Source organism: Rhizobium sp. P2_G9, from assembly GCF_056403475.1.
This window is the reverse complement of the sequence record NZ_JBFUFK010000092.1, coordinates 1-12,648: the sequence shown is the minus strand read 5'-3', so window position 1 is coordinate 12,648 and position 12,648 is coordinate 1. Positions and strand designations below refer to the sequence as shown.

Sequence of the window (12,648 nt, the reverse complement as noted above, 5' to 3'; positions counted from 1 at the left end):
TGGATTGGTTCAACAATCGACGACTTCTGGAGCCCATCGGCAATATTCCGCCAGCTGAAGCCGAAGAACGATACTACGCCATGCTGGACGAACCAGCCGTGGCCGCATAACTTAAACCAAACGGTCTCCGGCAAAGCCGGGGCGGTTCAGTGAGAGTGGGAGCGATTTTGCAACTGGAGTATTGAGGAGCGTGACGCGTTTTTTGAGAATCGGTAGGGAGTCCGTCTGCTTTGTTTTCGTGATTCAACGAGGCTGGGGAAATCGCCTGCCGCGAATGTCTCTCTCAGATACCGATGAGGGGGATCGAACCCCCACCTGCGCAGTGACTTGCGAGGATGGCCGCGTAGCCATACGTCTACCAATTCCGTCACACCGGCAACTTCTGATACGACAAAGAAAGCCGGATTGCCAGCGCACGATCTCGCTGGGCGCTAGACGTGACGCTACAGCTATACCACCCCCTCGAGTAGCCGTGCGCTCTGTGGAGTTGACGGTTTGGCGGGTCGCGACGAGATGTCGTGTAGGATGCGCTCGTGTTCGTTGATGGGAGCCAATATGTCGGAACGCGATGATACTTTGAGGGAGATGGTCGATGGCTGGAACAGAGATATAGCGCGACGTACCGCGCTGGCGAAGGCAACCGACGCGAAGGAAATTGCCGAACTCGAAGCTCGGTTCGGCATGACCCAGCAAGAGGCGGTTATGGAAATTGTCGAGGAGACCGCATGGGGAAGGAACATATTCCCCTTCTACCAGGACTGTCCGGGTTCCTTTCAGGAAGAGTTGGAATCGCTCCGTTGGAACTGGGACGACTATATGCGAGCTGTGGAAATTCCGATTGATCATGAAACCATAAAACAGGAGATGGCAGACGTTCCCTGGGATCCAATCGAGGAATGGAGGCAGGGAAACAGGTATTGCACACATCTCATTAAAACAAGCGACCCAAAGCAGGTCGCTGTCCTGGAACGCCGGTTCGGGATCACCCAGGAGAATGCGGTGGTTCATTTCGTCGAGCAGACCGAGTGGGGGATAGAGACATTTCCCCAGTACCAGGACCGTCGAGGCACGTTTCAGGAGCGGTTGGCTGCGCTGCGAGCCAAATGGGGAGGCTGGGAGCGATTTTGTAGCTGGAGTATTGAAGAGCGTGACGCGTTTTTTGAGAAGCGGTAAGCGACACAGCTGATAGCGAGGCATCTTCATGACAGACAATCCGTCCAAACGGATCGTCCTGCAACGGCTGAGGAACAGGAGACTCGAAGCCTGTGAGCTTTTGGCGGGAGGCGACGCGGCCGTGCGGCTTCAGGGATGGGCCGAATATTTTAATGGGTTTTACTTTTATTTTCCTGATGAAGGCCGCTTGGAGAGATGCCAGACCGAGACAGTAGAAGAAAATGAGGCATTCAATGCAGTTTTGGCGATCATGAACGCTGCCTGTGAAGCCACCGACGACATTGACTCGTCAGACGAGGAACTGATTTCCACTGGATGGCCCAAGCGGGTCCAGCCGGTTGCTCTTGAGGCAGTTCAAGTCCTTCTGAGGAGAGGGCGTTTCAATGAGGAAATCGAGCAGGACGAGCCGGACGAACAACGCAGGTAGGATATCTCGATCTGTTCTATTTGGGATGCGCGGGTGACTATGCGAAATTGGTGTAACGCTCGTTAATTTCCCCTTGCCGATACTGTCGCTGGCGGACCCCCCCCCATCGCCCGCCTCCAATCGTGGCTTTATATGTCCCTCCGCCCACGCCGCGAGCTCCCTCAACAACGGTTCCAGTGTCCGTCCAAACTCGGTGATCGAATACTCCACCTTTGGCGGCACTTGCGCGTAGACCGTGCGCAATATCACCCCATCCGCTTCCAGTTCGCGCAGTTGCGTGGTCAGCATGCGCTGCGTCAGCCCTGGCAGCAGGCGGCCGAATTCGCCGAAGCGTTTGGTTCCGTCGAGGACGTGGAAGATCAGCATCGCCTTCCATTTACCGCCGACGATGTCGAGTGCGGCCTCGACCGGACAGTTATTGTAAAAGCTGTGTCGCTGTTTGCGCGTCACGTCATGTCCTCCATTACTTACAAATACGACAGTATAGGCTGTATTTGTGCATACTTGCAATTCTTACCGAAAGCGCCGATCCCTCCATCGCCCTCGCATATCGCCCGAACTGGGGAACCGGCTTTGGGCCAGCGGTAGGCGTCACAACAAAAGCGAAGGAATCAGACATGCAGACCCATCCCGTCATCACGCTCGAACTGGCGGCCCTCAAGCGCTGGTGCAATGGTGATCCCTCGGGCTTTCTGGAGATTTGCGCGCCGGACGTCGTCTATTTCGACCCGCTGCTTAGCGCGCGTCTCGATGGCCTCGACCGGCTGATGGCTTATTATGAGGGCATTCGCGGCAAGATTTTCGCGCCGCGATACGAGATGATCGAGCCGCTGGTGCAGGAGATCGGCGATGCGGCCGTGCTCACCTTCCGCTTCAATTCCTATGCCGGCAGCGAGGGCACGGAAATGCGCTGGAACTGCACAGAGGTCTATCGCCGCACGCCGGGCGAATGGCGGATCGTGCAGACGCATTGGTCGTTCACCGGCAAGGGCTGATGACCATAGGAAGCTGCCGTTCGACCGATCTCAATTCGCGGTGATTGCAGAGCGTTTGGGGTTTTCCAAGGGCGTTTGACAATGTCTATAAATGGCGTTCCGGAGATCCGTGAGGTGATCCAAGGCTTCGAATTGACCGAGGCGAGACCCAACTATAGCGTTGCCTGAAGAGCTGGTATGCCTACAAAGGAGCTGATTATTCCTCGCGGGTAGATCGGATGTCAGCGGGCTATCCTGACAGAATTGAAGCGACCGGGACACTGGGAAAGACTGATGCAGTGGCTGCTCCAACGTTTGGAAGACACCGACAAGCTGGCGGCGGCACTGGATCGTCTCGGAATCGCCTATTCGTGGCATAAGATCATCCCGATCGTTGGGCGCTTCACGCCCGAGCCAGTGATCGCAGACAAGAACGACATCGTCATCTTTGGCTCTTACTCTGTCTGGAGGACGGCGAAACGCGATGGTTTGTGGCCGGGCGTGTTCAAGCTGAAACCTTTCGTCCGGCAGCGGAAATGGCATCCTTTCCTGCTCAACGGCAAGGACGCCTTGTTCCTGACCGTCGCAGAAATACCGCAGCGCCTGGCTTCCGACGGTAAGCTTTGGTTTGTCCGGCCGGTGGACGACAGCAAGGAGATGGCCGGAGCGGTACAGAGCGGGGCCGAGATCGTCGCCAGCGCGGAGCGCGTCCTCGCGCTGGCAAAACGTGAGATTCCGCGTGGCTCGTTGCGACACGACACCAAAATAATGCTCACGGAGCCTGTGAAAATCTTCAAGGAATGGCGTCTCTGGGTGGTGGACGGGAAGGTCGTGACCTGGTCGCTCTATAAAGAGGGATCGCGGGTGGTCTACCGCCATGAGGTCGACGACGATGCGCTCGCTTTCGGAAAAATGCTGGTCGAAGTTAATCCGGGATATTCCCGGGCCTATGTCCTCGACGTGTGCCGGACAGCAGACGGCCTCAGAATGCTCGAGACGAATAACATCAATTCCGCCGGATTCTACGCCGCCGACCTTATGAGGCTCGCCGCGGCGATCGATGCAATGGAAGCGGAGGGCGCCCTATAGATGCGGTTCTGACCCAGGAGCGATGGCAGTTCGGAAGGTTCGTCAAATTCGAGCACTGAGGCCATTCTGGGTGTTGTTGACTGACCCAGCGGACGGTTTCAAATGACTTTCAAAATGGTCTTCAAGGAGGGGAAGCACTCCGACACGCTTCGGTAAAGCCGTTTGCAGTAAGACATTTCATCAAGAACGCAGAAAATTCCCCTCGCCCAGACCGGACGGTTTCGGCCGTCGCGGAGCGTCATGCTCTTCGACGAGGGGTAACGAAACCATCCGGCGCCTGGCGGCGGGCTCCTTGTTGGCATGGATTGGGGGTGGCCGTGAACCCGCTTGGCGCCACGATCGGAGATCGTCGCTAACAGCTTGTTAATATTTGACAAGGCCTGCAACCGGGCGCACAATTCAGACGTTAGGCAATGCAGATGAATCATCGTCAGGAGGAAGAACGATGATGTTGATCCAGCATTTCTCATGGTTTGATGGCGTTATTGTCGGTCTTGTCGTGGGCGTGGTCCTGCTGGGGCTCTTCACCCATGACCACGACACGGCCCAGCACTGAGCGCCGGCCGGGACCACGGCGATTTCCGCGGGCCGGCGCGGCGAAAACCTTCAGTAGCCTGCAAGGGCGCGGATCGACTGGATGAAGTCGGCGCCGCCGATCTTGGTTGTGGCCACTTCGGCGCGGCCATTGCAGACGCGTTCAGTGGCCTTGAAGCTGTAGGACACCAGATATTTGTCAGCGCTCACGCTGGTGACGGCGGTCAGCCTGAGCGGCTCGAGCAGGTGGCCGTAGAAGGCACTGAGATCGCCAGCCGAGAGCGGCCCGCTATTGCGCCTTTCCGGCACGATATATTTCGCCGCCATCGTGCCGTCGCCGGCCGCAAGTGCTAGATAGAAGGCGCGCACGGTGGTCGCGGCGGTGCCGTATTCGGCGGTCAGGTCGATGGCCGGCGCGACATCGGCCACCCAGGCCACCAGCGGCTCATGATGATGGCCGGTCTGGGCCGGCGTCGGGTTTTCCAGCGTCACCGTCACCTCCTTGCCCTTCAACCCATTGAGCGTATCGGCCGTGCTCGCCGTCGCGGTCAGCTGCACTTCGCCGAACGGCTTTTTCGGATCGGCAAAACGGTCATTGCCGGTGAGGCAGATCGCCTGTGGCAGCGCCAGCACATAGGCCGGTTCCGGAATGTCGCCCTTTTGCACGTCCTTGTAATGCGGCGGTCCCGGAAACATGCGGTAGCCCAGCATGCCGGTCAGCTGGCGCGGCTCGGATTTGCCGAGATCGTAGCAGGACGAGGGCGCTGCTGCGTCTGCCGCGGGGGCGAGCAGGAGAAGGGCGAGGGCGGCAACAGGCTTGGTGATCCATCGGGGCATGGCAGACCTCCGTGAGCAATCTGCCTGTAGAACGAGCGAAACGGGAAATTGGCTGAGCATGGCGATGAAAAAATCGAGATGGGGGCGGTGGGCCACCGGATATGGCGCGGCATGCCCTCATTCGCCTCCCGCATTTATCGAAGGGCGGCACCTTCTCCCGTCGGGGAGTCAGCACCTTCCCGCTCCGGCGGCTCTCGCAGCTTTGTAAGCCATTTGGGGAAACGCTCAGTCGATGTGATGAGCCCGCTCCGTTTGTCAAACCGGGCCAATTTGATAAGAATTGCCCATCGATAGAGGGGGCAGAGGGGTGGAACGACAGCTTCCAGGCCAGCTCACGGCCGCCGGCGTGCTGATGCTGGCATCGGCCGGCTGTTCGATCATCAGTCTCAACCCGCCGACAAAGGCCGCGACGGCTTTTTACGGCGCGCAGTTCGTGGCTGAGGGAAGGCGTGTCACGGCGCCGTTCGCGCAAGTGCTGTTCTGCGACAAAGTGCCTGGCGAATGCGCCGCCGCGGAAAAGCCGATTGCCGTCGCCTTTTCCCTGACAGCGATGGCGCAAATGGCGACCGTCAACCAGGAGGTCAATCACTTCATCACCCCAAGACCAGATCCGGGCCTCGACACCTGGTCGTTGTTTCCCCAGGCTGGCGATTGTGAAGACTATGCCCTGACCAAGCGCCATATTCTCGTTGCGCAGGGGTGGCCGGCCTCCGCCCTCAGGCTGGCCATCGGTGAGACCGATGAGAAAGGGCATCTCGTGCTCGTGGCCCGCACGACCAGGGGTGATTTCGTTCTCGACAACCGCTCCGACGGGGTAACGCCCTGGGCGAGTTTCGACATGCAATGGCTGTCGGTTTCGTCATCGACCGATCCACATGTCTGGCACCAGGTGCCGCAATCCAGTAATGCGCAGCTGCTCAGCGCAAGTCTGTGATGATGCTGGCCGATGGATATGAGGGCGAGGTCATGAACCCACCTTCGATTTGCCCAGCTTGGTGCCTGGACTGTGAAAGCGATCGACGTGCTTCGCTCGAAGCCGGTCACCTGCTGCCCAGGAGCACATCCGATCGCCGTCCTCATCAGGGCCTCAGCACCCGCTCAAAGCATGGATCGACCTGATGAAATCCGCGCCGCGGCGCTTGGTGACGGTCACCTCGGCGCGGCCGTCGCAGGCGCCTTTGCTGCTCTTGAAACGATAGCTGACCGCATATTTGTTCTCAGCCAGCCGTGTCAGCGCGGTGAGCTGCAGCGGCTCGATCAGGCTGCTGTAGAAGGTGGTCATTGCGCCTGCTGACAGTGGCCCGTTTTGGCGCTTTTCCGGGACGACGAATTTTGCCGCCGTTATCCCATCTCCGGCTTCGAGAGCGAGGTAGAAAGCCCGGATCGTCGTCGCGGCCGTGCCGTATTCCGATATCATCGCGGGAGCAGAGGCAATCGCCGTCACCCAGGCGACCAGCGGCGCATGGTGATGGCCGGTTTCGCTTGCCATCTGTTTGTCGAGCGTCACGCTCACCTCGCTGTTCTTGAGCACAGCCATCCTGCTTTCGGTCTCGCTCGTCGGGACGAGGTGGACCGTGTTGAAATGCTCCGCCGGATCGGCGAAGTCACCGCCATCGACAACGCAGATCGGCTGCGGCAGCGTCAGGATGTAGGTGCCCTCCGGCTCGTCGCCCTTCTGAATGTCCTCATAGCCCGGGGGACCGGGGAAAATCTGGTAGCTCAGCCTGCCGGTCAGCCAGTGCGGCTCGGCTTTGCGGACGTCATAGCAGGCTAGCGTGCCCGGCGACGTCTGAGGCGCCGTGGCCGCACAAACGTTGTTGGCGGATAGGATTGCCATCAAGGCGGCCATCGCTACGGTATGCGGTTTCAACATCTCTTTTCCCCCAGCGCAAACGCCTGTGGCTCGAACACCGCCCCAACTTGCAGGGTCGAGCCACTGGTCTCGACCCGTCCTCCGACCCCCCACAAGGGGCTTAACCCAACCGCACCCTCGGAGCCCGATTTGGGCAGGGAGCGTGCCGCGGGTCTTCTCCCCCCCTTGTGGGGGAGATGGCCGGCAGGCCAGAGAGGGTCTTTTTTACCCTCTGGGGAGGGGGCTTTGCGTCACATGCAATGGCCCACCGCACAATCCCCGAAGCCATAGTGGCAGGCAATCGCGCCCAACTCACGTGAAAAAAATCGTGATCGGCAGTCATGATCAAAATAGGTCAGTATTATTGACATAATTGCCGTTTCATGGTCCTGTCAGGCAAAATCATGGTGAGGAAATAGACATGGAATGGGAAAATCTCTTTGCCTCGCGCGCTATGCGCATGAAGGCGTCGGAAATCCGCGAGCTTTTGAAACTTCTGGAGCAGCCGGATATCATCTCGTTCGCCGGCGGCATTCCGGATGCGGCTTTGTTTCCCAAGGAGGCGGTGGCCGAGGCCTATTCCGACGTGCTTTCGGGCGAGCAGGCCTCCGTGGCGCTGCAATATTCGGTCAGCGAAGGGTTTAGGCCGCTGCGCGACTGGATCGTCAAGGAAATGGCCAAGATCGGCATCGCCTGTACGGCCGACAATGTCTTCATCACCTCCGGCTCGCAGCAGGTGCTCGACTATCTCGGCAAGCTATTACTGTCGCCGAAGGATACGGCGCTGGTCACCTGGCCGACCTATCTCGGCGCGCTCGGCGCCTTCAACGCCTATGAGCCGGCCTATGACCGGCTGACGCCGCTCTCCAACCGCGCGCCGGCTTCCTATGTCGAGCAGGCCGAGGCGGCGGGCGGCCGGGTGAAGTTTGCCTATTGCGTGCCCGAATTCCACAATCCGACCGGCGTCACCATGACCAAGGCCGAGCGTGAATGGCTGCTCGACCTCGCCGAAGCGCTGGATATCGCCGTGATCGAGGATGCCGCCTACCAGGCGCTGCGCTATGACGGCGAAAGCGTGCCGCCGATCCTGGCGCTCGACCTTGCCCGCCATGGCGGCGATATCGAAAAAACCCGCACCTTCTATTGCGGCAGCTTTTCCAAGACGCTCGCGCCGGGCCTGCGCGTCGGCTGGGTTGTCGGCGCGCAGGAGGTGATCCGCAAGCTGGTGCTGACCAAGCAGGCCGCCGACCTGCATTCCTCGACCATCAACCAGATGGTGATCGCCAAGGTGGCCGAAACCGTGTTCGGCGAGCAGGTGGAAAAGGTCCGCAAGACCTACGGCCATCGCCGCACGAAGATGCTCGAAGCCCTGGCCAAGAACATGCCGGCAGGCGTCGAATGGACTGAGCCGGAAGGCGGCATGTTCGTCTGGGTGACCCTGCCCGAGGGCATGGACGGCGCAACCCTGCTCGCCCATTCGCTGAAAAGCGCCAAGGTGGCCTTCGTCCCCGGCAAGGCGTTTCATGCCGATGGCACGGGCGCCAACACGATGCGGCTGAGTTTTTCCTGCGCCTCGGATGCGATGATCGACGAGGGTATTGGCCGGTTGGGTAGGTTGATCGCGGGGGAGATGGCCAAGGCGGCGTGAGAAGGGGCGCCGGGCGCTTGGCAGATGTACGAGAGGCTCTTCCCCGATCTCAGGGGGAGCCGATCCGCTTGACATCCTCTCGGCCGCAGCAGGTCCCATGCGAGACGTGTTGGAGAGGATAGAATGCTGGCCAGGGGCGATAACGCTTAGTCTTGTCGTGCCTCCAAAGCTTCAAAACCCGGCAGGCCATGCCCAGCCGCCGCCCACCCTGTCAAAGGCGACCTTCGGGATGACGGACAACACCATCGAATATCTGTCGTAGCCATGTTTTCCGACGAGCAGCAGGGCGAAGATGCGCGTGTCGGTACCCTTGTCTGCGGTTGGCGCGTGGGCGGCAAAGATCGTCAGCGTCTGGTTCTTGTCATCGTCGCGTTCGATCAGCCGATGTTCGATCCGCTTTTCGAAAATCGCTTGCACCGTGGGTTCGTCAACACCGTTCAACTCGACGCCGCAGGCCCCGGTGTCGGTGAGGAAAACCGTGATCCGCACTGGATAAGCCCCGACCTGCGCGGGCTTGTCGTCGATCACCCAGACCTGCCCGCTTTGACGCAGGAACTGGTTCGCCGCGATCGGCGGCAATGCTTTGGCCTTCAGGCTCTGCATCAGCGCCGCCAGATGGTCGTGCTGGAACACGCCCTGAATGCAGAACCGATCATAATCGACAACGGCGCGATCGTCCTGGATATCCGCATTGGCAACGCCAGCGAACACGCCTACCAACCCGATTGCTGCCAGAATCCTTCGCAGTCTTTTCACGACCAACCCCTCGCGCACCACGCCGCTATTCTAAGCATTGCCAGCGTCAGGCTGCAATCATCGGAAGCGCGCGCGCCAAAGGCCAAGTGTGGGATCAGGTGACACAGTGTTGCGCGCCGATCCCAGGCGTACGGCTTATTGATCTCTTAAGTTGAATCTTTGTTGCCCAATGTCAATTTTTCTAATATCAATGAGCGCAGAGTTAGCGGGAGAGTGGCCCAATGATTCGTCCCCCACGCCAGAATGGAATTTATCCGGACCGGGATCTGGACTGTCAGGAAGCCGTGGAGCCGGCCTTCCTCCGGCATGCCTTCGCCGGCACGGCATTCGTGGATATCATCAGTATCGAGCGCGATGTGAAGCTGGATGCGCTGGAAGCCGGATGGTCTGTGATCGAGGTGAACGCTGCCCTGGTCGAATTGGCGCGCTGTTATGTGCGGCAGGTCAGGGCTGCGCCGATTTCGAGGCGATGAGGCCATGACCAGCATAAAGGCTCCCGAGCCTCCATGGCGAAGCGGAACGCCTCGCGACAATGGCGGTACCCCTTAAATTGAGGTCAATCGGTCGCAGGGCCGATCCGAATGAAATCCATGCCGGCAACGTCTACACATCCAGACAACGTTGACCGCGGGGGGCTCTCTTGGACGTTATCATCACAGCCGAGGCGAAAAACATTCCGCCGGATATTCTGGCGCTGCAGGACCAGACAAAGCCGCTGCCGCCGGATGCGGATTTTTTCGAAGAGCAATTCACCGTTTCAGGATTGGCGTGGAACGCATTTATCGGTCTGGTTCTTGCCGTTATCGGACTTCTCTCACTGCTTTTTTGCGTTGTCATGGTGGTCGACTCTTTTCACTCGCCGACCACGGTTTATTCCTCGGGGATTGATTCCAAGTTGGAATTCGGCGCACTGACCGTCGGCTTGGTATTTCTTCTCGGCAGCTATCTTATGATCGCGTCGCTGCTGCCCGCGGCACGGCTGGCCTGGTCAGGCCAACGCAGCCGCTACGGCATCACGCTCCTCGGCGACCACCTCATCAGTTATTCGCTATTCAACACCACGATCATTCCGCGCGAGAAATTCAGCGCGCTTGCGGGCGGAAAGATCCAATATCTGGTGGGCGAAAATAAAAAATCCTTCGATCTGCCCAATATCGTCAACGATCGTCGAACGCAGATGGAAGCCGCTATTCAAACCTGGGCGGCAAAGCCGTAACAAAAGCGCAAAACTTTCGCTTGGTTTCGGCGTCTAGGCCGCAGCACTCTTCGGCTTGCGGCTGGGATCATTCTCGATCGAATCGAGAATGGCTTTCAGTCCCTTTTCGAAAATGCCGTCGAGATAGGACAGGGCAAGGAAGGGCACCGTTTCCCTGGCAATCGGGTGATTGGCGAGGAATGCCGGGTCAGGCAGCTGAAAATCTGCGCGCTTGGCAGCCTCTCGCGTCGCTACCTCCGCCAGGCCTGCGCCATTCATGAAATAGCCCATCAGTCGGAAGGCGGCGGCGACGTCCTGGGGGGCGAGACCGGCGCGGCGAAAGATCGAAAATACGCGTTCGAGGACCGGCAGTGTTTCCGGTGTGTTGAAGCGCCGCGCGGCGAGCAGCACGAAGGCGCGTGGATAGGTGCGGACGATGGCCATATAATTGGCAGCGAGGGTTTCTAGGTCGCCGCGCCAGTCGTCGCTGGGCTCGGGAATGACAAGCGTGCCGATCAGCCGTGCCGCCACCGCGTCGAGCAGCGCGTCCTTGCTGGAGACATGATGATAGAGCGCCATGGCCTGGACGCCGAGGCTCTTGCCGAGCGTGCGGGTCGAGAGGTTTTCCAGCCCGTCCGCCTCGATCAGCTCCAACGCCTTGTCGACGATGAGATCGCGCGTCAGCTTGCGTCTTTTTTCCGGCATGCCGAATATTTCCTTTACAGCGTAAGAAATCTTGCTAGTTTACAATGTAAGAATCCGGGGAGGAAAGCAATGCTCGATGTGAACAAGCCGACCGTCAGTGTCGAAACAGTCGAAGTCAATGCCTGGCGCGATTTGATGGCCGCCATGCCTGAGCCGGTCGCCAAAGGGCTTGCCGCCGACTGCCGCGACGTCGGCGGCGCGCTATCGATCAGCGCCAAGAACGTCCCTCTCGTGACCTTCAACCGGACGATCGGACTTGGGCTCGAGCGACCTGCAACGCGCGCCGACCTTGCGGCGATCGCCACGCATCTCGGGCAATTCTCCGCGACGGTGGCGCAATTGCAGATCGCACCTTACGTCCTGTCCCCGGACGTGGAGGCCGATCTCGCGGCGACCGGCTTCCGGCGCGAGCCCACCAAATGGGCCAAGATGGGGCGCCGCTCGGCCAATGGGCCTGTGGTGGAAACATCATTGCAGGTGCATCTTGCCGGTCCGGAGGATGCGGAGGCTTTCGCCGCCGCCGTCATCGGCGGCTTCGGCATGCCGCCAGCGTTCGTGCCCTGGGTCAGGAGCCTCGTGGGTCGTGACCACTGGCGATGCTATGTCGTCCGCGACGGCGCCTCGGTGATTGCCGGCGGCGCGATGTATCTCGACAGCGATTGCGTCTGGCTGGGGATGGGCGCGACCTTGCCGGACGCGCGCAAACAGGGCGCGCAAGGCCTGCTGCTGGCCCGCCGCATCGCCGATGCAGAGGCGCTCGGCAAGGCCTGGGTGTTTACCGAGACCGGCATCCTCGACGGCCCCAATCCGTCGCTCGCCAACATGCGCCGCGCCGGCTTCGAATGCCTGCATGAGCGGACGAACTGGGTGTTGGAGCGGTAGGCCAGGACAGGTGTTGGTAGCGTCACCACTGCAAGCGAAGCTGAGATGAGCCTGACGACCTTCACGCAGACGAACTGCCTTCAGCTTTGGCCAAGAAGCCATTCGGCGTGGTCGGCTGCAAGCCCGCCTTTTTCCCAAGCCTGAAGGGAGTCGTAGAGGAGGGTATTTGGCCAGCGCGGGTCGCTTTCCTGACGTCTGATCCAGGTCAAATGCACCATTGCGACCCGTCCGTCCTCAAGCTGATAGAGAGCGTCGTCGCAGTCAAACCTGCGGGCGATGAGCGTCGCCCCGATCTGGTAGAGCGGATGTCCAGGCCCGGTTTCGCACGCAAGTTCTGACTCCCAGGCTCGCAAATATGTTGCGTCCATTGAGGTTCGTACTGGTTCCCAAGGCTCAAGCCATCTCACGGCATATCTCCATGCATTCCGCTAGTACCTCTGCACAGAGGATTTGACGGTTTGGTTTGGCTGCAATGTTGGCAGGCAGTTGTGGTGGATGAGTAGTTCGACACTGCGTGCGATGCGTGGCTGCCTGCGGATCAGGCCGTTGCTTTCGAGCGTGAGCAGCATCTGGTGG

General features: G+C 59.7%; 14 protein-coding genes and 1 tRNA gene. 8 read left to right on the top strand and 7 right to left on the bottom strand.

From position 1 onward, the window contains the following. Nucleotides 1–288: 288 nt before the first annotated feature. A tRNA-OTHER gene (locus AC1DYF_RS39275) sits at nt 289–377 on the bottom strand. A 178-nt stretch (nt 378–555) separates the two neighbouring features. Here AC1DYF_RS39275 and AC1DYF_RS39270 point away from each other — a divergent pair. After that, nucleotides 556–1,173: a hypothetical protein gene (locus tag AC1DYF_RS39270; RefSeq protein WP_477884227.1), complete on the top strand. Its 618-nt coding sequence runs from the start codon at nt 556–558 to the stop codon at nt 1,171–1,173. A gap of 289 nt (nt 1,174–1,462) precedes the next feature. Here AC1DYF_RS39270 and AC1DYF_RS39265 read toward each other — a convergent pair whose 3' ends face one another. Continuing rightward, complete coding sequence (locus AC1DYF_RS39265; RefSeq protein ID WP_477884225.1) at nt 1,463–2,050, bottom strand: winged helix-turn-helix transcriptional regulator; 588 nt, start codon at nt 2,048–2,050, stop codon at nt 1,463–1,465. 167 nt (nt 2,051–2,217) lie between these two features. On the opposite strand from AC1DYF_RS39265, the gene AC1DYF_RS39260 reads away from it, so the two are divergent. Next, the gene (locus AC1DYF_RS39260; RefSeq protein WP_477884223.1) at nt 2,218–2,595 is read left to right on the top strand and encodes a YybH family protein; all 378 of its coding nucleotides are present in this window, start codon (nt 2,218–2,220) and stop codon (nt 2,593–2,595) included. Between the two features lie 273 nt (nt 2,596–2,868). After that, nucleotides 2,869–3,663 (top strand): ATP-grasp domain-containing protein, encoded by a 795-nt coding sequence (locus AC1DYF_RS39255; protein WP_477884221.1) that lies wholly within the window; start codon nt 2,869–2,871, stop codon nt 3,661–3,663. A gap of 606 nt (nt 3,664–4,269) precedes the next feature. On the opposite strand, the gene AC1DYF_RS39250 is transcribed toward AC1DYF_RS39255, so the two are convergent. Then, nucleotides 4,270–5,034, bottom strand: coding sequence for a hypothetical protein (locus AC1DYF_RS39250; RefSeq protein WP_477884219.1), 765 nt, complete (start codon nt 5,032–5,034; stop codon nt 4,270–4,272). A gap of 307 nt (nt 5,035–5,341) precedes the next feature. Between AC1DYF_RS39250 and AC1DYF_RS39245 the strand changes: the two genes are divergently transcribed. Beyond that, the gene (locus AC1DYF_RS39245) at nt 5,342–5,968 is read left to right on the top strand and encodes a transglutaminase-like cysteine peptidase (protein WP_477884217.1); all 627 of its coding nucleotides are present in this window, start codon (nt 5,342–5,344) and stop codon (nt 5,966–5,968) included. Between the two features lie 153 nt (nt 5,969–6,121). Here AC1DYF_RS39245 and AC1DYF_RS39240 read toward each other — a convergent pair whose 3' ends face one another. Then, nucleotides 6,122–6,907 carry a hypothetical protein gene (locus tag AC1DYF_RS39240; protein WP_477884216.1) on the bottom strand — a complete coding sequence of 262 codons (786 nt, stop codon included), beginning with the start codon at nt 6,905–6,907 and terminating at the stop codon, nt 6,122–6,124. 400 nt (nt 6,908–7,307) lie between these two features. Between AC1DYF_RS39240 and AC1DYF_RS39235 the strand changes: the two genes are divergently transcribed. After that, the gene (locus AC1DYF_RS39235) at nt 7,308–8,534 is read left to right on the top strand and encodes an aminotransferase-like domain-containing protein (RefSeq protein ID WP_477884214.1); all 1,227 of its coding nucleotides are present in this window, start codon (nt 7,308–7,310) and stop codon (nt 8,532–8,534) included. A 171-nt stretch (nt 8,535–8,705) separates the two neighbouring features. Here AC1DYF_RS39235 and AC1DYF_RS39230 read toward each other — a convergent pair whose 3' ends face one another. Further along, complete coding sequence (locus AC1DYF_RS39230; RefSeq protein WP_477884213.1) at nt 8,706–9,290, bottom strand: hypothetical protein; 585 nt, start codon at nt 9,288–9,290, stop codon at nt 8,706–8,708. A 221-nt stretch (nt 9,291–9,511) separates the two neighbouring features. Between AC1DYF_RS39230 and AC1DYF_RS39225 the strand changes: the two genes are divergently transcribed. After that, nucleotides 9,512–9,763 (top strand): hypothetical protein, encoded by a 252-nt coding sequence (locus tag AC1DYF_RS39225; RefSeq protein ID WP_477884211.1) that lies wholly within the window; start codon nt 9,512–9,514, stop codon nt 9,761–9,763. Nucleotides 9,764–9,930: 167 nt separating this feature from the next. Next, a complete protein-coding gene (locus tag AC1DYF_RS39220) occupies nt 9,931–10,506 on the top strand; it encodes a hypothetical protein (protein ID WP_477884209.1) in 576 nt (191 codons plus the stop codon). Between the two features lie 33 nt (nt 10,507–10,539). Here AC1DYF_RS39220 and AC1DYF_RS39215 read toward each other — a convergent pair whose 3' ends face one another. Next, a complete protein-coding gene (locus AC1DYF_RS39215) occupies nt 10,540–11,190 on the bottom strand; it encodes a TetR/AcrR family transcriptional regulator (protein ID WP_477884208.1) in 651 nt (216 codons plus the stop codon). 69 nt (nt 11,191–11,259) lie between these two features. Between AC1DYF_RS39215 and AC1DYF_RS39210 the strand changes: the two genes are divergently transcribed. After that, on the top strand, nt 11,260–12,072 hold the full coding sequence (locus AC1DYF_RS39210) for a GNAT family N-acetyltransferase (RefSeq protein WP_477884206.1): 813 nt from the start codon (nt 11,260–11,262) through the stop codon (nt 12,070–12,072). A gap of 80 nt (nt 12,073–12,152) precedes the next feature. Here AC1DYF_RS39210 and AC1DYF_RS39205 read toward each other — a convergent pair whose 3' ends face one another. Next, nucleotides 12,153–12,440 carry a hypothetical protein gene (locus AC1DYF_RS39205; protein WP_477884204.1) on the bottom strand — a complete coding sequence of 96 codons (288 nt, stop codon included), beginning with the start codon at nt 12,438–12,440 and terminating at the stop codon, nt 12,153–12,155. Nucleotides 12,441–12,648: the final 208 nt, after the last annotated feature.

What these genes read in the sequence shown, in the direction of transcription:
- AC1DYF_RS39270 (WP_477884227.1), top strand. Translation starts at nt 556, where the DNA reads ATGTCGGAACGCGATGATACTTTGAGGGAGATGGTCGATGGCTGGAAC.
- AC1DYF_RS39260 (WP_477884223.1), top strand. Translation starts at nt 2,218, where the DNA reads ATGCAGACCCATCCCGTCATCACGCTCGAACTGGCGGCCCTCAAGCGC.
- AC1DYF_RS39255 (WP_477884221.1), top strand. Translation starts at nt 2,869, where the DNA reads ATGCAGTGGCTGCTCCAACGTTTGGAAGACACCGACAAGCTGGCGGCG.
- AC1DYF_RS39250 (WP_477884219.1), bottom strand. Translation starts at nt 5,034, where the DNA reads ATGCCCCGATGGATCACCAAGCCTGTTGCCGCCCTCGCCCTTCTCCTG.
- AC1DYF_RS39240 (WP_477884216.1), bottom strand. Translation starts at nt 6,907, where the DNA reads ATGTTGAAACCGCATACCGTAGCGATGGCCGCCTTGATGGCAATCCTA.
- AC1DYF_RS39235 (WP_477884214.1), top strand. Translation starts at nt 7,308, where the DNA reads ATGGAATGGGAAAATCTCTTTGCCTCGCGCGCTATGCGCATGAAGGCG.
- AC1DYF_RS39225 (WP_477884211.1), top strand. Translation starts at nt 9,512, where the DNA reads ATGATTCGTCCCCCACGCCAGAATGGAATTTATCCGGACCGGGATCTG.
- AC1DYF_RS39215 (WP_477884208.1), bottom strand. Translation starts at nt 11,190, where the DNA reads ATGCCGGAAAAAAGACGCAAGCTGACGCGCGATCTCATCGTCGACAAG.
- AC1DYF_RS39210 (WP_477884206.1), top strand. Translation starts at nt 11,260, where the DNA reads ATGCTCGATGTGAACAAGCCGACCGTCAGTGTCGAAACAGTCGAAGTC.
- AC1DYF_RS39205 (WP_477884204.1), bottom strand. Translation starts at nt 12,440, where the DNA reads ATGGACGCAACATATTTGCGAGCCTGGGAGTCAGAACTTGCGTGCGAA.